Source organism: Bacteroides sedimenti, from assembly GCF_040365225.1.
Lineage (GTDB): Bacteria > Bacteroidota > Bacteroidia > Bacteroidales > Bacteroidaceae > Bacteroides > Bacteroides sedimenti.
This window is the reverse complement of record NZ_AP028055.1, coordinates 3,153,884-3,176,082: the sequence shown is the minus strand read 5'-3', so window position 1 is coordinate 3,176,082 and position 22,199 is coordinate 3,153,884. Positions and strand designations below refer to the sequence as shown.

Genomic DNA, 22,199 nt, shown 5'->3' with positions numbered 1-22,199 from the left:
AACTATGGATCTGTTAAAGAACTTATTCAAAGGAGACAAAGTAATATGGATTATTTTCCTGTTCCTTTGTGTGATCTCCATCATTGAGGTCTTCAGTGCAGCAAGTACATTGACCTACAAAAGCGGAGATCACTGGGGACCTATTACCCAACACACCATTATTTTGCTGGTGGGTGCATTGGTCGTATGGATCACCCATAAAGTTAATTACAGATATTTTCAGGTAATACCCCTCTTTTTGGTGCCGATTTCAGCCATCTTGCTGGCGGTTGTTTCGGTTACCGGACTTATTTCCGGAAGCTATACTAACGGTGCTGCCCGCTGGATGAGTTTGTTTGGACTTCAGTTTCAACCTTCCGAGTTGGCTAAAATGGCAGTAATCGTTGCTGTATCTTCCATACTGGCTCGTAATCAGGAAGAAGACGGATCTAACTACAGAGCATTTAAATATATAATGATAATAACCGGAGTAATATGTATGCTGATTGCTCCTGAAAATCTTTCAACAGCAGGCTTGCTTTTCGGCGTTGTCTTCCTGATGATGATCATCGGCAAGATTCCTTTCAAGGCATTGGCTTCACTGATTGGAGTGCTTGCGGCCGGAGTTCTTTTTATGGGACTAATTCTGATGATTGTCCCTAAAGATTCCAATCTGCCATTTCTCCACCGTATGAGTACCTGGAAGGCACGTGTTGTTGGATTTACAAAACCCAAAGAAGATGTTCCGGCAGCTAAATTCGATATTGACAAAGATGCGCAGATAGCTCATGCAAACATTGCCATTGCAACCAGTAACATCATCGGGAAAATGCCAGGAAACAGTGTAGAGCGTGATTTCCTTTCACAAGCATTCTCAGACTTTATCTTTGCTATCATTATTGAAGAACTAGGATTATTGGGAGGCGGATTTGTAGTGATTCTCTATATATGGCTGCTTATACGGGCTGGTAGAATAGCCCGAAAGGCTAAAGGAAATTTTGCCATGTTCCTTGTTATGGGTATTGCATTGATGCTGGTATCACAGGCTATTATCAACATGTGCGTGGCAGTAGGGCTGTTTCCTGTTACCGGACAACCACTCCCGCTAATCAGTAAAGGAGGTACTTCAACACTGATCAATTGCGTGTATGTAGGTATGATTCTGAGTGTAAGCCGGTATACCGCCAAATTGGAAGATAACGAAAAACTGCTTAATAGCAAGACGGATGATACAACTATAAATAAAGAAGAGATTATTGCCGAAGAAAGTTTGGCATAATGGAGATTAAAAAGATTGTTTTATTCATATATTTGTTGGACAATCAACAGAATATAGATTATGGAAGAGAAATTAAGGATAATTATAAGTGGAGGAGGAACCGGGGGGCATATTTTCCCGGCAGTATCCATTGCCAATGCCATCAAGGAACAACACCCTGATGCAGAGATTCTCTTTGTTGGTGCAGAAGGAAGAATGGAGATGCAAAGGGTACCCGCAGCAGGATATAAGATTGAAGGGCTGCCCGTAAGCGGATTTGATAGAAAAAATATGCTGAAGAATTTTGCTGTTTTGTATAAACTGGCAAAAAGTCAGCTCAAGGCATACAGTATCATTAAGAAATTCAAGCCACATGCCGCGGTTGGTGTGGGTGGATACGCCAGCGGTCCTACATTAAAGATGGCTGGACTGATGGGAGTACCGACCCTTATTCAGGAACAAAACTCCTATGCTGGGGTTACCAATAAGTTATTGGCAAAGAAAGCAAAACGAATCTGCGTTGCATACGATGGTATGGAGCGGTTCTTTGAAAAGGAAAAAATCATTCTGACAGGTAATCCGGTGCGTCAGGGATTGGTAAATAATAAAATAACACGTGAAGAGGGAATTGATTCATTTCACCTCGACTCGTCTAAAAAAACTATTCTGGTAATCGGAGGAAGTTTAGGTGCACGCACCATTAATCAGTGCATCATGGCCAACCTGAAAAGAATCAAGGAGAATAATATTCAGTTTATCTGGCAAACCGGTAAAATCTACTTTGAGCAGGCTCAGCAAGAGGTAAAGAAATATGGTGACTTACCTTTGTATGTAACCGATTTCATTTCGAGCATGGAACATGCATATGCTGCGGCCGATTTGGTAATCTCACGTGCCGGAGCAGGTTCTATTTCCGAATTCTGTTTGTTGGGGAAACCGGTTATCCTGGTTCCATCACCAAATGTAGCCGAAGATCATCAGACCAAAAATGCGCTGGCGCTGGTTGATAAATCGGCAGCTTTGTATATTAAGGACAGCGAAGCCATAGACAAACTGGTAGATGCAGCAATGGATGCCATCGGCAATGAGCAGCTTTTAAAAGAATTGAGTGAGAATATAAAAAAACTTGCTTTCCCCAACTCGGCAAGTATAATAGCAGAAGAAGTTTATAAGTTGGCAAACGAATACAGAAAGAAAAATGGAAATTAATCAAATAAAATCGGTTTACTTTATTGGTGCCGGAGGAATAGGCATGAGTGCTTTGGTACGCTATTTCTTATCCAAAGGGAAATACGTGGCCGGATACGACCGTACCCCCAGTGAACTGACAGAGAAACTGATTGAAGAGGGAGCACATATACACTACACAGAAGATATCAAACTTATACCGACGGAATGTCTTGACAAGGAATCCACACTGGTAATCCTCACTCCGGCTATTCCAGAGGAGCATGCCGAATTGAGGTACTTCAAAGACAACAATTTTGAGATTCAGAAACGTGCGCAAGTGCTGGGTACCATTACCCGTGCAAGCAAAGGTTTGTGTGCCGCCGGAACACACGGTAAAACAACCACTTCAACAATGACAGCTCATATTCTGTATCAGTCGAAAGTGGGATGCACAGCATTTTTAGGTGGTATTGCCAAAAACTACCAAAGCAATCTGCTTTTATCAGACAAAAGTGAATTTACCGTGATTGAAGCCGACGAGTTCGACCGCTCTTTCCACTGGCTGCATCCTTACATGTCGGTGATTACCTCAACCGATCCCGACCATCTCGATATTTACGGAACAGAAGAGGCCTATCTGGAAAGCTTTGAGAAATATACATCGCTGATTCAACCGGGCGGTAGCCTGATTATCCGGAAAGGAGTCTCCTTGCAGCCCAAAGTTCAGGAAGGTGTAACGGTTTACACCTACTCCAAGGAGGAAGGCGATTTCCACGCAGAGAACATCCGCATAGGCAACGGTGAAATATTTTTCGACTTTGTTACTCCTACTGAGACTATCAAGGATATTCAGCTGGGAGTTCCGGTAAGTATCAACATTGAAAATGGCGTTGCAGCCATGGCTATGTGCTGGCTAAACGGAGTCACCGCCGAAGAGTTGAAGAGCGGCATGGCAAGCTTCCGTGGTGTTGACCGCCGATTCGATTTCAAAATCAAGAATGACAAATTGGTTTTCTTAAGTGACTATGCGCACCATCCTTCTGAAATTAAACAAAGCGTTACTTCCATTCGCGACCTGTATCAGGACAAAAAGATAACCGGAGTATTCCAACCTCATCTGTATAGCCGTACGAATGATTTCTATAAAGAATTTGCAGAGAGCCTTTCCTTGCTTGATGAAGTGATTCTGCTTGATATTTATCCAGCACGCGAATTACCAATTCCGGGAGTAACCAGCAAACTAATTTATGACAACCTGCGTGAAGGAATGGAAAAATGCATGTGTCCGAAAGAACAGTTGCTCGAAGTACTTAAAGACAAACAAATTGAGGTGCTTATTACACTCGGTGCAGGCGATATTGATAATTATGTAGGTGACATCCAAAAAATGCTTGAAAACAGATGATAAAAAAAATTCTGCTATTGCTCCTTATGCTGCTGATTATTGCTTACCTTGCGGTAGCAGTAACAACGTTCAATAACAAGCCTGAAGATCAGGCCTGTCAGGATATTGAACTGATTATCAAGGATAGTGTCAATGCAGGATTTATCACCAAGAATGAAATAACCACTTTGTTGAAAAAAGAAGAGGAGTATCCTGTAGGCAGGAAAATGGATCGAATCAAAACCAAACGACTGGAAAAGGAACTAACCCGACATCCGCTGATTGAAAGAGCTGAATGTTACAAAACTCCGGCAGGAAAAATTTGTATTGAGATAACGCAACGCCTTCCAATTCTTCGGATTATGAATTATAAAGGAGAGAGCTTTTTTCTTGATAACCGGGGCAAAGTTATTCCTCCTGAAGCAAACTGCACTGCCCACTTGGCAATAGTTACAGGATATGCAGAAAAGTCGTTTACCATGAGGTATTTATATAAGTTTGGGTTATTTTTGCAGAAAGACAAGTTCTGGAATGCTCAGATTGAACAGATAAATGTCACACCGACCAAAGAAATTGAACTTGTTCCCCGGGTTGGAGACCATATAGTCTTTCTTGGAAAGATAGATAATTTCGAAGAAAAACTGGGCAGACTGAAAATCTTTTATGAAAAGGGCCTTAACAAAGTGGGTTGGAACAAATATGAACGCATCAGTCTTGAGTTCAGTAACCAGATAATTTGCACCAAAAAAGAAACGAATAAGCCTTGTGAGATAACCAAACAAACGGACAAGCCCGAAATTACTGGAGCAGAGAAGTCCGAAAAAGTTGGAGTATTGATACAATAAAAACAGAATAGTATGGCAGTAACAGATTTTATCGTAGCTATAGAGCTGGGGTCATCCAAGATTACCGGTATAGCAGGGAGAAAAGATAGTGACGGAATTATTCATGTCCTTGCCTATGCCAAGGAGGAATCATCCTCATTTATCAGAAAGGGAGTAATCTATAACATAGATAAAACAGCTCAAAGCCTAACCTCTATCATCAATAAGCTAGAGGGAGAACTGAACAATTCTATATCAAAAGTATATGTAGGTGTTGGCGGACAATCAATCCGCACAATGAAAAATATAGTAACCCGGCACTTTGCCAGCGAAGAGATTATCTCGCAGGAGTTAGTCGATTCCATTATCGACGAAAATATGCAGGTGCCAATGATAGATACAGATATCCTTGATGTCATTCCGCAGGAATACAAAATAGGTGTCAACCTACAGGCCGATCCGGTAGGTGTTCTGGGTAACAATATCGAAGGACGCTTCCTGAATGTGGTTGCTCGCTCTTCCATTAAAAAAAATCTGCAAAGGTGTTTTGAGCTGGCAAAGATTGAGGTTGCCGATTATTTTATCTCACCTTTGGCCGCAGCTGAGGTTATTCTTACCGACACAGAAAAAAGGACTGGATGTGCATTGGTAGACTTTGGCGCCGATACAACCACCGTAGCCGTATATAAAAACAACATCCTCCGTTACCTTTCTGTACTGCCACTGGGAGGTAATAACATCACCCGAGATATCTGCACTCTTCAAATTGAAGAACAGGAAGCTGAAGATCTAAAAATAAGATATGGCAATGCAACCCTTGAGCATTCCGACGAAGAGTCTGACAGAAGCTATCAGTTGGAAGATGGGAGACGCTCGGTGGAAAATAAAATGCTTAACGAAATCATCGAAGCACGAGTGGATGAAATTATTGCTAATGTATGGAATCAGATTGAACTTTCCAGCTATCAGGGAGAACTGATGTCGGGAATCATAATAACCGGGGGTGGATCTAATTTGAAAAACATCGATGAAGCCATTAAAAACCGTACAAAGATCAACAATGTCAAAATAGCAAAGTTTATCCGTACCGGCATCCGGGCCGAAGGTCCCGATTTACTCAAGAAAGACGGAACACAAAACACCCTGATCGGTTTGTTGAATGCCGGAAAAGAGAACTGCTGCCTGGTTGAAGTGGCGAAACCTGTTGAACCTCCTGTAAGCAAAAACATAATTTCAGAACAGGTACTCCCGTTCAATGAACCTGAAGATGAATTTGATTACGAAGACTCTGCCGCTTCCGAAGAGGAAAGAATAAGAAGAGAAGAGGAACGCAGGAGAAGAGAAGAGGCAGAAAAAGAAAGGAAAAAAGCGGAGAAGGAAGAGAAAGAGCGGATAAAAAGAGAGAAAGCTGCAGCCAAAAAAGCGAAGCCAAGCAAGTTCAAATCCATTTTTGAGAAGCTTACAACCGACATGTTCAGCGACACAGACGAAGAGAGATAAGAATCTAATAATAACATCATATAAATAACAGAGAGTTATGACAGACGAAATAATGCCTTTTGAATTTCCTACAGACACCCCCAGTATTATCAAGGTGATCGGTGTGGGTGGCGGCGGCGGAAACGCTGTTAATCACATGTACAAAGAGGGTATACATGATGTAACATTCGTTCTGTGCAACACAGATAACCAAGCTCTTGCGGAATCGCCGGTTCCTGTTAAACTGCAACTGGGACGTTCCATTACTGAAGGCCTGGGAGCCGGAAACAAACCGGAACGTGCATCGGCTGCAGCGGAAGAGAGTATCGAAGATATAAAGAATCTGCTGAACGATGGCACCAAGATGGTTTTCATCACAGCAGGTATGGGTGGAGGAACCGGAACAGGTGCCGCACCCGTTATTGCAAAAACTGCCAAGGAAATGGATATTCTTACGGTGGGTATCGTCACTATCCCGTTCCTGTTCGAAGGCGAAAAGAAGATTATTCAGGCACTCGACGGGGTTGAGCAGATCAGTAAGCATGTTGATGCTCTGCTGGTTATCAATAACGAACGACTTCGGGAAATCTATTCCGACCTGACGTTTATGAATGCTTTCGGCAAGGCGGATGATACTCTGTCTATTGCGGCAAAGAGCATTGCCGAAATTATTACCATGCGCGGAAAGGTAAATCTGGACTTCGCCGATGTGAACACCATCCTCAAAGACGGAGGTGTTGCCATCATGAGTACCGGTCTGGGTGAAGGAGAAAACCGTGTAAGCAAGGCAATAGAGGATGCTCTTCACTCACCGCTACTGAACAACAACGACATATTCAACGCTAAAAAGGTACTGCTCAATGTATCTTTCTGCCAACAATCAGAACTGATGATGGAGGAGATGAACGAAATTCACGAATTCATGAGCAAGTTCGATAAAGGGGTTGAAGTAATCTGGGGGGTTGCCGTGGATAATACACTCGAGAACAAGGTGAAAATTACCGTACTGGCTACCGGATTCGGCATAACCAATATCCCAGGAATGGACGAAATGATCAGCAAAAGAACCCAGGAAGAAGAAGAGCGTTTGGCACAGCTGGAAGAGAAAGAGGAAGAAAACCGCCGACGGATACGCATCGCTTATGGAGAAGACGCCCTTAAAGGCGGAGCAAAAACGTACAAAAAGCGTCGCCATATCTATATATTCAATCCGGAAGATTTAGACAACGAAGAGATTATCTCGGCCATAGAGAGTTCTCCCACATTCCAACGCGATAAGGTAACATTAGAAAATATCAAAGCCAAAGCAACTGTAATAGAGAAACCCGTTGTTCCCGAGATGGAAAACGGAAGTACAATCATAAGTTTTAATTAAAAGATAGATATACCATGGATTTATTTGACAAAATCAGCGAAGATATCAAAGAGGCTATGAAGGCCAAAGATAAGGTAAAACTGGAAGCACTTAGAAACGTAAAGAAATATTTCATCGAAGCAAAGACTGCACCGGGTGCAAACGATACACTAACAGATGAAGCTGCGACGAAAATCATTCAAAAGTTAGTGAAACAAGGAAAAGATTCGGCTGAAATCTTCATCGGGCAGAATCGTCAGGATCTGGCCGAAGCCGAAATGGCTCAGGTAAGAGCTATGGAAATATATCTGCCTAAACAGATGACTCCAGAGGAACTGGAAGCTGCTATCAAGGCAATTATTGCAGAAACAGGCGCCACCAGTGCAAAAGATATGGGAAAAGTAATGGGAGTAGCTACTAAAAAGTTAGCAGGACTTGCCGAAGGTCGTGCTATCTCGGCTCTTGTAAAGGAGTTATTGGCATAAGATTTCTTCAGAATTAAACAATAAAAGTAACGCAGTCGCGCAAGTCGCGCAAAATCGCATTACACACCTCATTTACATACAATTACAGGTGCGTGACTTCCTAAAAAAGTCACGCACCTTTTTGTTATCTCAGGCACTTCTTTTTTCGCATATATCCAGATGTACGCCCCATATACACACGGGCATACCTCTCCCCCACATCCTAATGGAAAGCACTGGTATTATCTGATGCTCATACAAAACCAATTAGTCGAAAAGTTCCTTCAATACGTCGAGTGATTTTAGTTCAGGAAATTCCGGCAAATGCAGGCGGTAATAATCAATAATGGTCTGCAGACAGCGGTTACGTTCCACTCGCGACATACCAAAAAGATGCATCGTGTCGTAGTTCATCCGCATCAGTTTCTCCAACCGGGCAGCATCTGTCGGTTCAATAAAAGAGTTGTGAAATGGTCGTTTGGTAACAAAACAGCCGTTCAGCAAATCAAAATAATCACCCGCTTGGTAGTTTTCTAAATTGGGGTAAAGTCCCAGGAAACGGGAGAGACGCATCAGAAAGACCAGATGGAAATTTGCAAACCCTTTTTCCTGTCCGTCGAGCCATTGGATGGAATGAACAAGATAGGCAAATAGCGGATGGTTCTCCGCTTCTTCCCGAAGAGCCCTGTAAAGGAACTCGGCCAGAAAGAGAGCTATGGCTGATTTGTAAGGGTCAAAAGGTAAAGAAGCAAACGGATAATAAGACCGGGCCTCTTTTATTCGTTGGAGATTTGAGGTCGGACGATTTTCCACTTCGAGCTCCATAATGGAAAGAGGCTGAAACAAAGCCGGCTTTACTCCGGATTTACGCGATCGAGGAATCTTTATCAGAAAAGAAGCACGTCCTGACAACTCCGTGTAGAGTTCCACAATATTCGTTGTATCATTGTATTTTATAGAATGAAGAACGATGCCGATAGTTTTTTGCAGCATAATTTGCCTCTTATTTTAAAATTCTGGTTCCTGAAACAAAACTACAAAAAAAGGAGAGAAACAACAAATGCCATCATTATCCTTTGTTCTCTATAAAATAAAACAAGGAAAGCCCAACGCACTACACCTCTGATTTTCAAAGTATAAAATAGATCAATAAAGAATCCAATGGAAAATCCTTAAAACTTTTTTGCAGGAATATTTGGTAGATTCAAAAATACCCCATATCTTTGCATCGCAATTGAGAAAAACGGCTCTCACAAAGAACTGAAAACAATCAAAAGCAAGTCATAAGCTGGCCCGTTCGTCTATCGGTTAGGACGCAAGATTTTCATTCTTGAAAGGGGGGTTCGACTCCCCCACGGGCTACTAAGTTAAAAGTATAAATTCAAAGAACATAAAGATTAGTCGAAAATGGCAAATCACAAATCATCAATCAAGAGAATCAGACAAGCTGAAAAAAGAAGACTTCACAACAGATATTATGGTAAAACCATGAGAAACGCTGTTAGAAAGCTTCGTTCAACTGTTGACAAGTCAGAGGCTGCAGCTATGTACCCAAGCGTAACAAAAATGATCGATAAATTAGCTAAAACTAATATTATCCACAAAAATAAGGCTAACAACCTAAAATCAAAGTTAGCTATTTTTATCAATAAGCTCGCTTAATAGGGGAAATATTAAACACATTATATAAGGAAGTCGGATTTATTAATCCGGCTTTTTGTGTTTATGCATACTCCAAAGATATATACTGCAAAAAAGTGTAATACGGTTAAAAAATGACGCGCCAACGTGTCTTTAAACCAATAAAAATCACTATATTTGCTATGTTCAAATAATTACAAATTAAATATGACTGAAGAACAAATAGCGAATAATAATTCTGTGTATTCTGCTGATAGTATTCAGGTACTTGAAGGGTTAGAGGCTGTTAGAAAACGCCCGGCGATGTACATTGGAGACACAGGGCTAAAAGGTTTACACCATTTAGTGTATGAGGTTGTTGACAACTCAATCGATGAAGCCTTAGCCGGCTATTGCGACCAGATTGAAGTTAGCATCAATGAAGACAACTCTATTACCGTTCAAGATAATGGTCGTGGTATTCCGGTTGACTTCCACGAAAAGGAACAAAAATCTGCGCTTGAAGTTGTTATGACTGTGCTACATGCCGGTGGTAAGTTCGACAAGGGCTCATACAAGGTATCCGGTGGTCTGCATGGTGTAGGTGTATCCTGCGTAAATGCGCTATCTACCCTCTTGGTTGCTCAGGTTGCCAGAGAAGGAGAAATCTACCAACAAGAATACTCCTGCGGTATTCCTAAATACCCTGTAAAGGTTGTTGGCAAGACAGAAAACCAGGGAACTCGGGTTACTTTCCATCCGGACGGTTCTATTTTCACTGTAACCGAATACAAATACGACATCCTGGCAACTCGTATGCGCGAGCTTGCTTATCTCAATGCCGGACTTACCATAACACTTACCGACCGCCGCGTTCAGAACGAAGATGGAAGCTATAAGCATGAGGTTTTCCATTCTAAAGAAGGTTTGAAGGAGTTTGTCCGTTTCGTCGATTCTTCAAGAGAGAAGCTGATAAACGACATCATCTATCTCAATACAGAGAAACAGGGTATTCCGGTAGAAGTTGCTATTGTTTATAATACTTCATACACTGAAAATATCCACTCATACGTTAATAACATCAACACAATAGAAGGTGGTACACACCTCGCTGGTTTCCGTCGTGCACTGACCCGTACACTGAAAAAATATGCGGAAGATTCCAAAATGCTGGAAAAGGTGAAGGTTGAAATCTCCGGAGATGACTTCCGCGAAGGGTTAACCGCCGTTATTTCTATCAAGGTAGCCGAACCACAGTTTGAAGGGCAGACCAAGACTAAGTTAGGTAATAACGAAGTAATGGGAGCTGTAGATCAGGCAGTGGGAGAAGCACTTGCATACTACCTGGAAGAACACCCGAAAGAGGCTAAGATGATTGTTGACAAAGTTATCCTAGCAGCAACCGCTCGTCATGCAGCTCGCAAAGCGCGTGAAATGGTACAACGCAAATCACCGATGTCAGGCGGTGGACTGCCGGGCAAACTGGCCGACTGTTCAGACAAAGATCCGGATAAATGCGAAATCTTCCTTGTCGAAGGAGACTCTGCAGGGGGTACAGCCAAACAAGGACGTAACCGCGCTTTCCAGGCTATTCTGCCGCTACGTGGAAAGATTCTGAATGTTGAGAAAGCAATGCGCCACAAAGCATACGAAAGCGAAGAAATTCGCAACATATACACCGCTCTGGGAGTAACCATCGGAACAGAGGATGACTCACAGGAGGCTAATATCGAGAAGCTGCGCTATAAGAAGATTATTATCATGACCGATGCCGACGTCGATGGTTCTCACATCGACACCCTTATCATGACATTCTTCTTCCGTTTCATGCCACAGATTATCCAAAACGGATATCTCTATATTGCCAATCCCCCACTTTACCTTTGCAAAAAAGGAAAAGTAGAAGAGTATTGCTGGACCGAGGCACAACGTCAACGTTTTATTGAAACCTACGGTGGCGGTTCAGAAAGTTCAATCCACACTCAACGCTACAAAGGTTTGGGAGAAATGAACGCGCAACAGCTCTGGGATACTACTATGGACCCGGAAAACCGTACTCTGCGCCAGGTAAACATTGAAAATGCTGCTGAAGCAGACTATATCTTCTCAATGTTAATGGGCGAAGATGTTGGCCCACGTAGAGAGTTTATTGAAGAAAATGCCACTTATGCAAACATTGATGCGTAAGTAACCCATTTACTAAATAAAAGAGATTCCTCTTATTTCAGGTTTTCCAATAAAAGGAACCGAAATAAGGGGAATTTTATTACGTATATCGTCAACTTGCACTAAAGACAAGCTCATATAGTCTATCATCTATTCACATAAAAAGCATCCCCCGGAAGTATCATATCAACTTCCGGGGGATGCTTTTTTATTTTGAGCAATCTTATAGGCTCATATAGACGAATGTTCTACCAGTATAAATTGATTGCAGATAAGCTTATACCATTATTGAGGCAGGAATAAAGTTGGTTCAGTAAAACACGAATCAATGCTTACTGCCAACATAGCAAAAATCTGAGTCTGAGTAAAGCCGGTTTATCAAAGCGCTCTATCGTTTTTTGATTGTCTGAAGTCCTTTTCCTGCCATTTCGCGGGCATACTCTTCAGCTCCTATCGCTTTAATTCTATCAATACAGGCTTTTCTGTCTGAATTAAAGAAGAATGCAAACATCTTGCTCACAAAATTCGAGAACTTCTTGCAGTCGGCAACGTTAATAGAGCAATCTGCGCAAGAGGCATAACCCTTTTCCAGGCAACAAGTTCTAACCTTACACCATTGTGCTTTCTCATTTTTCTGACATCCAGCACATTCACCTTTAAGATATTGCCGGCAGGCTGCACAATAAAGCCCACAGAAGGCAACCAGCTCCTTGTTTATTTCTATCTGCTTTTCCATAGTATTTGCATTATAATTATTATGAATTCAGTCTCAGGAGTTAACTCAGCATCTTTTCCACAAACTGGTCAATCGCCTTTTCGTTTATATTGTAAACCGATTCAGTGGTTTTCATAACCTTTTTGACTATAACACGATCTAAGAAATTCATCTTTTCCATTAAAAGCTCGCCACCCATAAAACCTCTTGCTTTTGAATGACGGCGCAACTCTTCAGGAAACGAGCGTTCCATCTCTTCCTGCTGCTTAAACTCATCCGGTTCCATTCCGCACAGAAACAACCCAACTTCCTTAATAGCAAATAAAGGCAGATAATTGGCCAAACAGAACTCTTTAAACTTCTTCTTTGCCGAGCCTACATATACTGAGCTTCCCACTATAATGCGGTCGTAATAAGAAAGGTCGGGAGACTGTTCTTCCTTTAAATCAATCATGGTCACTTCATCACCCTTCAGGCGAGATTGTATCATCCCGGCCACCTTCCTGGTTGTGCCATATTTCGAGAAATAGAGAATAGCCGTCTTCATAATCAATTTATTTTCAGGTTCAAATAATTCCTCTTTCCTTCAGTTCTTCAGCAGCAATTTCGAGTTCTGTGTACCAATCTTCACCAAATTTGCGGATGAGTGGTTCTTTCAGGAACTTATATATTGGTACGTTTTCTTTTTCTCCCAGAAGAACAGCCGCCTTACAAACACTCCAGCGATGATAGTTTACCGCTTTAAATTCAGAATAGTTCTGTACTCTGATAGGATAAAGGTGGCAGGACACCGGTTTATAGAAATCCACTTTCCCTTCGCGATACGCTTTCTCAATGGCACAGTAGCAACATCCTTTTTCGTCATAGCATGTAAACACACAATCTTTGCCATTTACAATGGAAGTAACCAAATCGCCATCCTCATCTTTATAGCAAACACCCTGTTTTTCGATGACTGCCTGCGCCTCAGGAGAAAGGTCCTCCCAGATTACCGGAAGGACCTTTTTAAGTTGTTCTACTTCTTCTTTTTCCAATGGCGCACCAGCATCACCTTCAATACAACACTCCCCTTTGCAGGCATCGAGGTTGCACAGGAATTTCTCCTTAAAGATATCCAGGCTGATGATGGTATCGTCTATTTGAATCATTCGTATATTATTTAATTAATACTGAACCAGTCATCTCTTTCGGAATTTCCAGTCCCATAATTTTCAGGATTGTTGGAGCAATATCAGCCAAACGACCGTTCTCCACCTTAGCCTCTTTGTTTTCTGTTACATAAACACATGGAACAGGGTTCAGAGAGTGAGCAGTGTTCACAGAACCATCTTCGTTAACTGCGTTGTCTGCGTTACCGTGGTCGGCAATGATAATAGCTTCGTAACCATTAGCTTTCGCAGTTTCAACAACTTCATTTACACAAGCATCAACCGCTTTTACAGCTTTTTCAATTGCTTCGTAAACACCTGTATGACCCACCATATCACCGTTTGCGAAGTTCACCACGATGAAATCAAATTTATTCTTATTGATTTCAGCTACCAGAGCATCTTTTACTTCGTAAGCGCTCATTTCAGGTTTCAGGTCGTAAGTTGCCACCTTCGGAGAGTTAATCAAAATACGCTCTTCACCTTCGTATGGAGTTTCGCGTCCACCGTTAAAGAAGAATGTAACGTGCGCATATTTTTCTGTTTCTGCAATGTGCAGCTGAGTCTTCTTCTGAGAAGAAAGATATTCGCCCAATGTATTTTCAACATTGTCCTTATCGAACAATACGTGAACACCCTTGAAAGAAGAGTCGTACGGAGTCATGCAATAATACTGCAATCCCGGAATAGTCTTCATGCCGGCTTCCGGCATATCTTTCTGGGTCAATACAATTGTAAGCTCTTTTGCACGGTCGTTACGGTAGTTAAAGAAGATAACCACATCGCCTTCCTTGATTCTTCCGTCTACTCCTGCATTTACAATTGGCTTGATGAATTCGTCGGTCACCTCAGCATCGTAAGATTCCTGCATAGCAGTCGCCATGCAATCAGCTTTCTTGCCAATGCCGTTTACCAACAAATCATATGCCTGTTTCACACGTTCCCAACGATTGTCACGGTCCATTGCATAGTAACGGCCAATGATTGTAGCAACCTTGCCGGTTGTTTTTTCGCAGTGATCAGTCAATTGTTCAATGAAACCTTTCCCGCTTCTTGGGTCAGTATCACGACCGTCCATGAAACAGTGAACAAATGTATTTTCGATACCGTATTCCTTTGAAATTTCAGTCAGCTTAAACAGGTGATCAAGTGAACTGTGCACTCCCCCGTCCGAAGTCAATCCCATTAGATGGACAGATTTGCCGTTTTCTTTAGCATATGTGAAAGCAGAAACCACTTCCGGATTCTGCATAATGGTATTTTCGCGGCATGCCTTATTGATTTTTACCAAGTCTTGGTATACAATACGTCCGGCACCGATATTTAAGTGACCCACTTCAGAGTTACCCATCTGACCATCGGGTAATCCAACATTCTCACCACTTGCTTCAAGGCGGGAATTAGGGTATGTTTTTACTAAATAATCCCAGTAAGGAGTGGGAGTATTGAAGATTACGTCTGCATTTGATTGGTTACCAATTCCCCAACCGTCAAGAATCATTAAAAGTGCTTTCTTGCTCATACTATTTATTGTTTTAAATACTTATCATTTTTCAATTGCAAAGTTACGAAAAAAAGCAATAGGATTGCCAGATTTAGTACTCATTCACATTCAACAACAAGAATGGTGTAATTCCCAAAGCCAACAACTATGAAAGTTATCCAGTGAAATAATCAAATTAACCTGATGAATTAGCTTTTCCAACGTAATGCATTATCTCAATCATGTACAAGATTGAACCCAAACATGTACATGATTAGGGGATAAACATGTACATGATTGGGATAATCATTCATCAATGAATAGTTAATTTAACCTTTAAGAATTTTAATCCGTCGTTTAGGGTATACTAAACCGACGCCGAAGCTCCATATTCGTTCTTAATCCTATTATCCGTTGACCAAATGGTTTCTTCATCCAAATACGGGTTTACCACTTTGGTTTTAAAGCCTGAAAGCGGTCGACTTCCAGTGTATAAATAACCATGCCTGCTGCCGCTTGAAGATGCCTGCTGCAAGGAGTGGCATACTTTTGAAGCAGAACGTGGTTTAGAGGTGGTAGTGCAAACCTACTGCCACCCCTACGCCACCCCACCCTATTAGCATCTACAACACTATTAATCAAGGCGTTGCAATTCTCCATAAGCCCCAAAGTGGTGCAGAGGGTGGAGTAAAAACGACCTGCCATCCTTTTCTGAAATTAAAATTCGAAAATTCTTTTTTTTGAAGAATTTTTTGTTTTTAATTTTTCAGAACACCAAAAACGCCGTTTCATATCCACCCTCTGCACCACGAACAACTGTATAATTCTGGCTATCCGCCTGTTACAGTTTTTATATTGTATGGATTAATTCCGCCAAATGTAAATTATACAAACACCACAATTGCATCTACTTCATTTCGCCCTCAAAATTGGCCATATTTTACCGTTGACACCGTATCGTGATATTTTGTTTTGTAAGATTTCATGAAAAGAATTACCTTTATTTGTAAAAATTTACTAAATTTGTCCTGGGACTGTTATTCCTCGTTCCTTGGATTATTTCAATTAAACAAGTACACATTGCAGTAAAAAAGTTCACAAAACAACAAACAACAATGAAAGCGTTAAAACTTTATACAGGATCAATTCTGATCAATTTTATTCCAATGATTGTGATGAGACTAATTATGGGAAGAAAAACAGGAGATGAAAATATGGGATATGTTGTCTTTGGCATATTCTTTATAATTGCCCTATTATCCAATATTTCATTCTTTTTCATAAAGACTGATTCCGTTCCAAAGAATAGAATTAAGAATTTTCTTTCATACTACTTGTCATCGTGTTTCCTATTTGCTTTTGGAACCTTGTTGGGGCTATATGAATCTTTTGCTAATGGAATTAACAACTTAGATATTTTATTGGTTATGGTGTTATGTTATTCATATTTTATTATTAATTTGTTATATGTGCTCTATATTAAACGGAGATCAATAAGTTATGAATAATCCGCAAATAGGGAACTCGGCATGGCAACTGAACCCCCAAAAAGTGGGATTATAACTTTTGGAAAGGGACTGACAATTAAGATCAACGCTACAAGTATAACGATACTCTGCAATGCTTTTATCTATAAAACTCAATTATTAGCAAATAACAATTTATGATTATAAGAATAAATTGAAATGGGTGTAAGGTTGTTTTTTAGAGTTATATTTATTTTATTTACGCTATATAGCACAGTGAAATATATTGAATATGAAAGAGTTAAACACAGCGAGAAACCGATTAAATATTCATATATTGAAACTGACTATCACAGAGGAGGAAGAGGTGGATATTATCAAATGAAAGTTCGATATTGTCAGCGAGAATATTCTGTTAACATATCAGAAGAAGTATCAAATCAAATTAAATTTAAAAGAATGCCTAATTTATATTTTTCTAATCTGACTAATAGTGTATTTTCTCTATGGGATATAAAAAGAGCTTTAAGGATATATATTATGTTTACAACATTGTTTGCAATTACATTTATTCCAACAAATATTTTATACAAATTAAAATGACACAAATTTAAACAATGATCAAGAGGTAAAATAAATATAATTGTTTAAACTTACCGAGCCAATTGCAATTCATGGCAGGGTATACTACTACGCATAAGTATGATGCAGCCGGTGTATAGCGGAGAGTGAAGCAGTTAACCACTCCAGATAAGGCGAATAAAGCACGGAGTAACCTCAAAATTCATAAGCTATTAAGGAAGAACTCTTGATAGAGTTGCTAAGGATAAAGAAATTAAAAAATAAATAGAAGTATCCCCAATGAATAAAATAATTCTGTTATCACTTGTTTCAATTATGAGCTTATCCTGCTCTTCAAAAAAATATCTGACTTTAAATTCGATAGTCAAGGAAACAAAAGCAAATAATACGTTTTTTTTTGTTCCAAATGGAGCATTAATAAAGTCATTTCCAATTATTGAGAAAAATATAGAATACACAGTAGGCGTTTTAAATAATAAAGCCATTTATATAGGAACGACGGATAAAAACTTCACGATAAGCGGTTTAAAGATAAACGACAAATTACCAGAATCTTATTTTGTCGGGGAATGGGGTTACAGAGCAGGTTGGGGTTATTACATAGAAATAGAATCGGGGTGGTATGCAGGTTTTGATTTTAAAACAAAGCCAAATAGAGATTCTCGGGTACAATGGTTTTTTAAATTTGATTTTAACAAATAAATAATTGTTTATTACTATATTCAGGGTCACTAAGGAAATAACCAAGTGTTGTTCAACCAATGCGAATCCATCGAGAAGACCAACCCTTATATTCCCTTTGGCATGACCTTCGGGGAAGGAATCACCACCTCCGACCAGCGCTACAAGTACAACGGCAAAGAGCTGGACCGCATACACTGCCTGAATCTCTACGATTACGGTGCACGGCATTATGATGCAGTTATTGGCAGGTGGGAAACTTTGGGTCCGTTGGCGGAGAAGTATTATTCTATTTCGCCGTATGTTTACTGTGTGAATAATCCGATTCGGTATATTGACCCGAATGGAAATGGACATATATTTAATTTATAATGCGAAAACAAAAACATTTAAATATACAACAACAGAATGCAATCAAAAAGAAAGCAAATACAAAAAGGGGAAACCGCTTCCTCAATAAATAAGACTATCTCAAAAACGCAAAAAAAATAAAACGACAAGTGCCACTTCAGAAATGAAAAAAAATAATTGGAGCTTTAAAAATAAAATAATATGGTTTATAATTTTGTGTATTATTGTAAATTCCCTTGTAGTAATTATAAGAAAAACCATTGAAAATAACTATTTAATAGATGAAGGTGTTGAGATAAGTGCTGTTGTTACTGATGTGCGATATGTTGGAAGTAAAGGTAAAGTCAAATGTACATATACTTTTAAAATCAAGGAAAGTTCATATACAGGAAGTGTCGATAATGATTATTATATGATTGGGGACACTATCAAAATTTTATATTCAAAGAAAGACCCTAATACTAATAGAGATAAAAAATTTCTTGAACAAATTTATAAGTGGTAAATATTTAACTTCATCCTAAACAAAACAATTGAAGTCTGCAGCTTTAGAAAATAATATAAATATTATTACAGATAAGCATAAAACATACAAAATGAAAAAATATTTTATATTAGTGATGTTGACAATTTCAGCATTAGGCAATTGTCAGAGCCAAGTTGATTTATTTAATCAGTTTGTGAAAAAGTTTAAAGAAAATTCTTTTCCTATTACAAAGGATACTTTTGAAAAATATGATTTGTATGGGAACAATATTTGTAATATTACCAAGCAAGAGTTCGATTTTTTTGTTAAAAATAGCAATGATAAATTTTGGATATACAGATTGTATTCAAAAAAACAGCCCAACTATTTTAACTATGTTACAGGATTAAAATTTTCATTAGCTGGGAATAAGGACTTGGTAGCTTTGATTTATTTTTGTTCCTATTTAACTGATTATACAGCTTGTATATCAGAAACTATTCTCTCAATATATGATAGTAAAGGAAATAAGAAGTCAAGTCTGCCTATTGCCGGTGGATATGGTGACACATTATCCTTTTCCTCAAAAATTCATTCTCTAGAAAAGATTGAAATTAACTACACAAAGTATTTTAAAAAGGGAGAAGAGAAATATACAAGATCCTATAGTATACAAAACGATGGAACGATTCTTCAATTAAAAAAATAGCTTAGTTGACAGCTTAAATATTTTGAACAATAAACATAAAAGCTCATTTGTTATATGCGTTCTATATTAGACGGAAATCAATAAGTGATAAAATAGTCCACAAATAGAAGATGGTATCACCGGTCTGGATGAGACAACGGGGAATTGCAATACATCAACTTCAACCATTTTATCCAAATCGGAGTTAGTGATAAAATGTTGTCTAAAACTAAATCAAAAACTCCTGGCATGTCGTGGGAATTTGGTAAAACAAAAACATGAACGAAAGCAGAGCAAAAAGCTGCAATACAGAAGCTACAAAAAAAGATAGATGATTTTAGGAAACAGCATCAAAATGATTTTGGCAGTATTAAATAAAAAATAATGTGATATTGTTATGGACTGGATAGAATGGCTATCGCGGATATTTAAGGTTGCTTTATTAACCTTTCTGGTGGGAATTCTTCTCGGTGGATTAGTAATTATTATTTCTAGTATTTGGGAAATGCCATCCCGGAGTGACCTATTAATGATTGTTCCTTGGATTTTTGCAATTGTGTTAATACAAGTATTCTTTAATATTCCTTTTACTTTTCTTCTCTATTTTACAGGATTTATTCTTAATAAAAAGATGAAAGATAGAATGTTTATATCCAAATATTTGATAGTAGAGGCAATTATTCTGAATACACTCTACATCTTTTTTATAAATAATGTCAACGGGACTTGGACTCAAATCTTTTATCCATTCTTTATTTTGTATATTTTGTGGATTTTTGCATTAATAATTAACCGTAAGAGGACGAATTGATAATGTGCAGATCTGTGAATAAAATAATAACTTTCAAATCGAGTAAGAGAAAAATAAAAAGGGCTTTCTCTTACTCTGAAATTCATAACTTAGGGCGAACTCAGGGTTAAGCTATCAATTCCAGATGTTCTATGTCAAAAACAAATATACAAAGTAATTAAAAATCAAGCGAGAGCTGCCCATCTCCCAACAGGTTAAATGTCATCCGGTGATAAGGAGTTGTGCCATGTTGGGCAATAGCTGCCCGATGTTTTTTGGTAGGATAGCCTTTATTGTTGTTCCAATCATACACAGAAAATTCTTCGTGCAGACGGTTCATGTAATCGTCTCGATAAGTTTTGGCGAGAATAGAAGCTGCGGCAATCGACAGATACTTACCATCTCCTTTCACAACCGTGGTATGTGGTGTTTCGTGGTATTTCTTGAATCGGTTTCCATCAATCAGCAGATGCTCGGGCCGCACCTTCAGTTGGTCGATTGCCCTATGCATGGCTAGAAAAGAGGCATTGAGGACATTGATTTTATCTATCTCTTCGGGAGTTACGATACCAACCGCCCAGGTAACCGCTTCCTGCTCAATCACTGTTCGAAGCTCGTAGCGCTGTTTCTCGGTCAGTTGTTTGGAGTCGTTCAGCTGTTCGTTCTTAAAACCGGCAGGAAGAATAACGGCTGCTGCATAAACCGAACCAGCCAAACATCCACGGCCAGCCTCATCACAACCGGCTTCAATCAAATCTTTATTTAAATAGGGTAAAAGCATGTTTTATATTTTGATGCAACAAAGATAACGGTTTAAGAGATAAATAGTGCCTTACCGAAAACGAAAAAGCGGAGCTACCCGAAAGAATGCTCCGCTTTTCTGTATATGATATCTTAGTTTAAAACATTTTCCTCACCCGTTCGATGCCTGCAACCAGCACATCAACTTCCTCCTTGGTGTTATACAAACCAAAAGAGGCGCGAACGGTTCCCTCGATGCCGAGATATTGCATCAGCGGTTGGGCGCAATGGTGACCGGTACGTACGGCAATGCCAAGGCGGTCAAGCAATGTTCCCATGTCGAAGTGGTGAATGTCTCCCACCAAGAAGGAAATAACACTCCCCTTCCGTTCTGATTCACCAAATATCCTCATCCCTTCTATGGTTCTAAGACGATTCATGGCATAGGTCGTCAGTTCGTGTTCGTAGGCCGCAATTTCTTCTATCCCTATTTTGGAGATATAATCGAGCGATACTGCCAGAGCCGTGGTGCCGATATAATCGGGGGTGCCGGCTTCGAACTTGAACGGAAGCTCATTGAAGGTGGTCTTCTCGAAGCTTACCGTCTGAATCATCTCGCCTCCACCCTGGTAAGGTGGCAGCTTATCCAGCAACTCTTCCTTTCCGTAAAGAACACCTACCCCAGTAGGACCGTAGATCTTATGTCCCGAGAAAGCGTAGAAATCGGCATCCAACTCCTGAACATCTACTTTCATATGAGGAACAGACTGAGCTCCGTCAACCAGCACAGGTACTCCATGCTGATGTGCATAGGCAATCATCTCCTTCACCGGATTTATGGTTCCCAGTACATTGGAGACATGTGCAATGGAGACCAGCTTGGTACGTTCAGAGAAGAACGATTGGTACTCCTCCTGAATCAGCTCGCCTTTTTCATTGATGGGAACCACCTTGATGGTTATCTTTTTGCGGGCAGCCAGCATTTGCCAGGGAACAATATTGCTGTGGTGTTCCATGACGGAAATGATAATCTCATCGCCTTCTTCACAATATGCTTCGCCGAAACAGAAAGCCAGCAGATTGATGGACTCTGTTGTACCACGGGTAAAGATAATTTCGTTCGTACTGCGGGCATTGATAAACTGCTGAACAGTTTTTCGCGATGCTTCGTGCAGTTCGGTAGCCTGCTGACTGAGGAAATGAACTCCACGATGAACATTGGCATTCACCGAGTAATACTCTTCCGTAATGGCATCTACCATGCAACGAGGTTTCTGAGTAGTTGCCCCGTTATCAAGATAAATCAAAGGCTTTCCGTACACTTCACGTTGAAGTATTGGAAAATCCTGACGAATAGCTTCTATATTGATCATTGACTTATTTTTTATTA

At 39.9% G+C, this 22,199-nt stretch carries 20 protein-coding genes, 1 tRNA gene and 1 pseudogene; 15 read left to right on the top strand and 7 right to left on the bottom strand.

Annotated elements, in window-relative coordinates:
• The first annotated feature begins 4 nt into the window (after window positions 1-4).
• The 7 genes and pseudogenes from ABWU87_RS12750 (at window position 5) to ABWU87_RS12720 (ending at window position 7,933) form a co-directional block, all read left to right on the top strand.
• Window positions 5-1,258 (top strand): FtsW/RodA/SpoVE family cell cycle protein, encoded by a 1,254-nt coding sequence (locus tag ABWU87_RS12750; RefSeq protein WP_353331298.1) that lies wholly within the window; start codon window positions 5-7, stop codon window positions 1,256-1,258.
• A gap of 60 nt (window positions 1,259-1,318) precedes the next feature.
• Window positions 1,319-2,446 carry an undecaprenyldiphospho-muramoylpentapeptide beta-N-acetylglucosaminyltransferase gene (murG, locus tag ABWU87_RS12745; protein WP_353331296.1) on the top strand — a complete coding sequence of 376 codons (1,128 nt, stop codon included), beginning with the start codon at window positions 1,319-1,321 and terminating at the stop codon, window positions 2,444-2,446.
• Window positions 2,436-3,812 (top strand): UDP-N-acetylmuramate--L-alanine ligase, encoded by a 1,377-nt coding sequence (murC, locus tag ABWU87_RS12740; RefSeq protein ID WP_353331294.1) that lies wholly within the window; start codon window positions 2,436-2,438, stop codon window positions 3,810-3,812. The genes murG and murC overlap by 11 nt, the downstream gene beginning before the upstream one ends.
• Window positions 3,809-4,543: pseudogene (locus ABWU87_RS12735) on the top strand (cell division protein FtsQ/DivIB); the annotation flags it as partial. The gene murC and the pseudogene ABWU87_RS12735, both read left to right, overlap by 4 nt.
• Window positions 4,544-4,648: 105 nt before the next feature.
• Complete coding sequence (ftsA, locus tag ABWU87_RS12730; protein WP_353331292.1) at window positions 4,649-6,115, top strand: cell division protein FtsA; 1,467 nt, start codon at window positions 4,649-4,651, stop codon at window positions 6,113-6,115.
• A 37-nt stretch (window positions 6,116-6,152) separates the two neighbouring features.
• Window positions 6,153-7,469 (top strand): cell division protein FtsZ, encoded by a 1,317-nt coding sequence (gene ftsZ, locus ABWU87_RS12725; protein ID WP_353331290.1) that lies wholly within the window; start codon window positions 6,153-6,155, stop codon window positions 7,467-7,469.
• 14 nt (window positions 7,470-7,483) lie between these two features.
• Window positions 7,484-7,933 (top strand): GatB/YqeY domain-containing protein, encoded by a 450-nt coding sequence (locus ABWU87_RS12720; RefSeq protein ID WP_353331288.1) that lies wholly within the window; start codon window positions 7,484-7,486, stop codon window positions 7,931-7,933.
• 246 nt (window positions 7,934-8,179) lie between these two features.
• Here the strand turns inward: ABWU87_RS12720 and recO are convergent, their stop codons facing one another.
• Window positions 8,180-8,905, bottom strand: a complete 726-nt coding sequence (gene recO / locus ABWU87_RS12715; protein WP_353331286.1) for a DNA repair protein RecO — start codon at window positions 8,903-8,905, stop codon at window positions 8,180-8,182.
• Window positions 8,906-9,202: 297 nt separating this feature from the next.
• Between recO and ABWU87_RS12710 the strand changes: the two genes are divergently transcribed.
• From ABWU87_RS12710 to gyrB, 3 genes are all read left to right on the top strand, one after another.
• A tRNA-Glu gene (locus ABWU87_RS12710) sits at window positions 9,203-9,274 on the top strand.
• A gap of 45 nt (window positions 9,275-9,319) precedes the next feature.
• Window positions 9,320-9,574 (top strand): 30S ribosomal protein S20, encoded by a 255-nt coding sequence (gene rpsT, locus ABWU87_RS12705; protein ID WP_353331284.1) that lies wholly within the window; start codon window positions 9,320-9,322, stop codon window positions 9,572-9,574.
• A gap of 186 nt (window positions 9,575-9,760) precedes the next feature.
• Complete coding sequence (gene gyrB / locus ABWU87_RS12700; RefSeq protein ID WP_353331282.1) at window positions 9,761-11,719, top strand: DNA topoisomerase (ATP-hydrolyzing) subunit B; 1,959 nt, start codon at window positions 9,761-9,763, stop codon at window positions 11,717-11,719.
• 367 nt (window positions 11,720-12,086) lie between these two features.
• On the opposite strand, the gene ABWU87_RS12695 is transcribed toward gyrB, so the two are convergent.
• From ABWU87_RS12695 to gpmI, 4 genes are read right to left on the bottom strand one after another with little or no spacing between them, the layout of a single operon-like run.
• Window positions 12,087-12,434 (bottom strand): DUF3795 domain-containing protein, encoded by a 348-nt coding sequence (locus tag ABWU87_RS12695; protein WP_353331280.1) that lies wholly within the window; start codon window positions 12,432-12,434, stop codon window positions 12,087-12,089.
• 40 nt (window positions 12,435-12,474) lie between these two features.
• Window positions 12,475-12,960: a flavodoxin domain-containing protein gene (locus tag ABWU87_RS12690; RefSeq protein WP_353331278.1), complete on the bottom strand. Its 486-nt coding sequence runs from the start codon at window positions 12,958-12,960 to the stop codon at window positions 12,475-12,477.
• Window positions 12,961-12,979: 19 nt separating this feature from the next.
• Complete coding sequence (locus ABWU87_RS12685) at window positions 12,980-13,561, bottom strand: DUF3109 family protein (RefSeq protein WP_353331276.1); 582 nt, start codon at window positions 13,559-13,561, stop codon at window positions 12,980-12,982.
• A 7-nt stretch (window positions 13,562-13,568) separates the two neighbouring features.
• Entirely contained in the window at window positions 13,569-15,083 is a 1,515-nt protein-coding gene (gene gpmI / locus ABWU87_RS12680; RefSeq protein ID WP_353331274.1) for a 2,3-bisphosphoglycerate-independent phosphoglycerate mutase, read from the bottom strand.
• Between the two features lie 2,288 nt (window positions 15,084-17,371).
• Between gpmI and ABWU87_RS12675 the strand changes: the two genes are divergently transcribed.
• The 5 genes from ABWU87_RS12675 (at window position 17,372) to ABWU87_RS12655 (ending at window position 20,089) form a co-directional block, all read left to right on the top strand.
• Complete coding sequence (locus ABWU87_RS12675) at window positions 17,372-17,794, top strand: hypothetical protein (RefSeq protein ID WP_353331272.1); 423 nt, start codon at window positions 17,372-17,374, stop codon at window positions 17,792-17,794.
• A 45-nt stretch (window positions 17,795-17,839) separates the two neighbouring features.
• Complete coding sequence (locus ABWU87_RS12670) at window positions 17,840-18,145, top strand: RHS repeat-associated core domain-containing protein (RefSeq protein WP_353331270.1); 306 nt, start codon at window positions 17,840-17,842, stop codon at window positions 18,143-18,145.
• Window positions 18,146-18,287: 142 nt separating this feature from the next.
• A complete protein-coding gene (locus ABWU87_RS12665; RefSeq protein ID WP_353331268.1) occupies window positions 18,288-18,629 on the top strand; it encodes a hypothetical protein in 342 nt (113 codons plus the stop codon).
• Window positions 18,630-18,720: 91 nt separating this feature from the next.
• Window positions 18,721-19,299, top strand: a complete 579-nt coding sequence (locus ABWU87_RS12660; protein WP_353331266.1) for a hypothetical protein — start codon at window positions 18,721-18,723, stop codon at window positions 19,297-19,299.
• Window positions 19,300-19,675: 376 nt separating this feature from the next.
• On the top strand, window positions 19,676-20,089 hold the full coding sequence (locus tag ABWU87_RS12655; protein ID WP_353331264.1) for a hypothetical protein: 414 nt from the start codon (window positions 19,676-19,678) through the stop codon (window positions 20,087-20,089).
• Between the two features lie 157 nt (window positions 20,090-20,246).
• Here ABWU87_RS12655 and ABWU87_RS12650 read toward each other — a convergent pair whose 3' ends face one another.
• Complete coding sequence (locus tag ABWU87_RS12650; protein ID WP_353331262.1) at window positions 20,247-20,849, bottom strand: ribonuclease HII; 603 nt, start codon at window positions 20,847-20,849, stop codon at window positions 20,247-20,249.
• Window positions 20,850-20,967: 118 nt separating this feature from the next.
• A complete protein-coding gene (locus tag ABWU87_RS12645) occupies window positions 20,968-22,182 on the bottom strand; it encodes an aminotransferase class V-fold PLP-dependent enzyme (protein WP_353331260.1) in 1,215 nt (404 codons plus the stop codon).
• Window positions 22,183-22,199 lie beyond the last annotated feature (17 nt).

Bases quoted from the DNA above. Each gene is read 5' to 3' on its own strand.
- ABWU87_RS12660 (WP_353331266.1), top strand. From the start codon at position 18,721: ATGAAAAAATATTTTATATTAGTGATGTTGACAATTTCAGCATTAGGC.
- ABWU87_RS12650 (WP_353331262.1), bottom strand. From the start codon at position 20,849: ATGCTTTTACCCTATTTAAATAAAGATTTGATTGAAGCCGGTTGTGAT.
- ABWU87_RS12665 (WP_353331268.1), top strand. From the start codon at position 18,288: ATGAAAAAAAATAATTGGAGCTTTAAAAATAAAATAATATGGTTTATA.
- ABWU87_RS12690 (WP_353331278.1), bottom strand. From the start codon at position 12,960: ATGAAGACGGCTATTCTCTATTTCTCGAAATATGGCACAACCAGGAAG.
- ABWU87_RS12645 (WP_353331260.1), bottom strand. From the start codon at position 22,182: ATGATCAATATAGAAGCTATTCGTCAGGATTTTCCAATACTTCAACGT.
- gyrB (WP_353331282.1), top strand. From the start codon at position 9,761: ATGACTGAAGAACAAATAGCGAATAATAATTCTGTGTATTCTGCTGAT.
- ABWU87_RS12750 (WP_353331298.1), top strand. From the start codon at position 5: ATGGATCTGTTAAAGAACTTATTCAAAGGAGACAAAGTAATATGGATT.
- rpsT (WP_353331284.1), top strand. From the start codon at position 9,320: ATGGCAAATCACAAATCATCAATCAAGAGAATCAGACAAGCTGAAAAA.
- ftsZ (WP_353331290.1), top strand. From the start codon at position 6,153: ATGACAGACGAAATAATGCCTTTTGAATTTCCTACAGACACCCCCAGT.
- ABWU87_RS12695 (WP_353331280.1), bottom strand. From the start codon at position 12,434: ATGGAAAAGCAGATAGAAATAAACAAGGAGCTGGTTGCCTTCTGTGGG.
- murG (WP_353331296.1), top strand. From the start codon at position 1,319: ATGGAAGAGAAATTAAGGATAATTATAAGTGGAGGAGGAACCGGGGGG.
- ABWU87_RS12685 (WP_353331276.1), bottom strand. From the start codon at position 13,561: ATGATTCAAATAGACGATACCATCATCAGCCTGGATATCTTTAAGGAG.
- ABWU87_RS12720 (WP_353331288.1), top strand. From the start codon at position 7,484: ATGGATTTATTTGACAAAATCAGCGAAGATATCAAAGAGGCTATGAAG.
- murC (WP_353331294.1), top strand. From the start codon at position 2,436: ATGGAAATTAATCAAATAAAATCGGTTTACTTTATTGGTGCCGGAGGA.
- ABWU87_RS12655 (WP_353331264.1), top strand. From the start codon at position 19,676: ATGGACTGGATAGAATGGCTATCGCGGATATTTAAGGTTGCTTTATTA.
- ftsA (WP_353331292.1), top strand. From the start codon at position 4,649: ATGGCAGTAACAGATTTTATCGTAGCTATAGAGCTGGGGTCATCCAAG.
- recO (WP_353331286.1), bottom strand. From the start codon at position 8,905: ATGCTGCAAAAAACTATCGGCATCGTTCTTCATTCTATAAAATACAAT.
- ABWU87_RS12675 (WP_353331272.1), top strand. From the start codon at position 17,372: ATGAATAAAATAATTCTGTTATCACTTGTTTCAATTATGAGCTTATCC.
- gpmI (WP_353331274.1), bottom strand. From the start codon at position 15,083: ATGAGCAAGAAAGCACTTTTAATGATTCTTGACGGTTGGGGAATTGGT.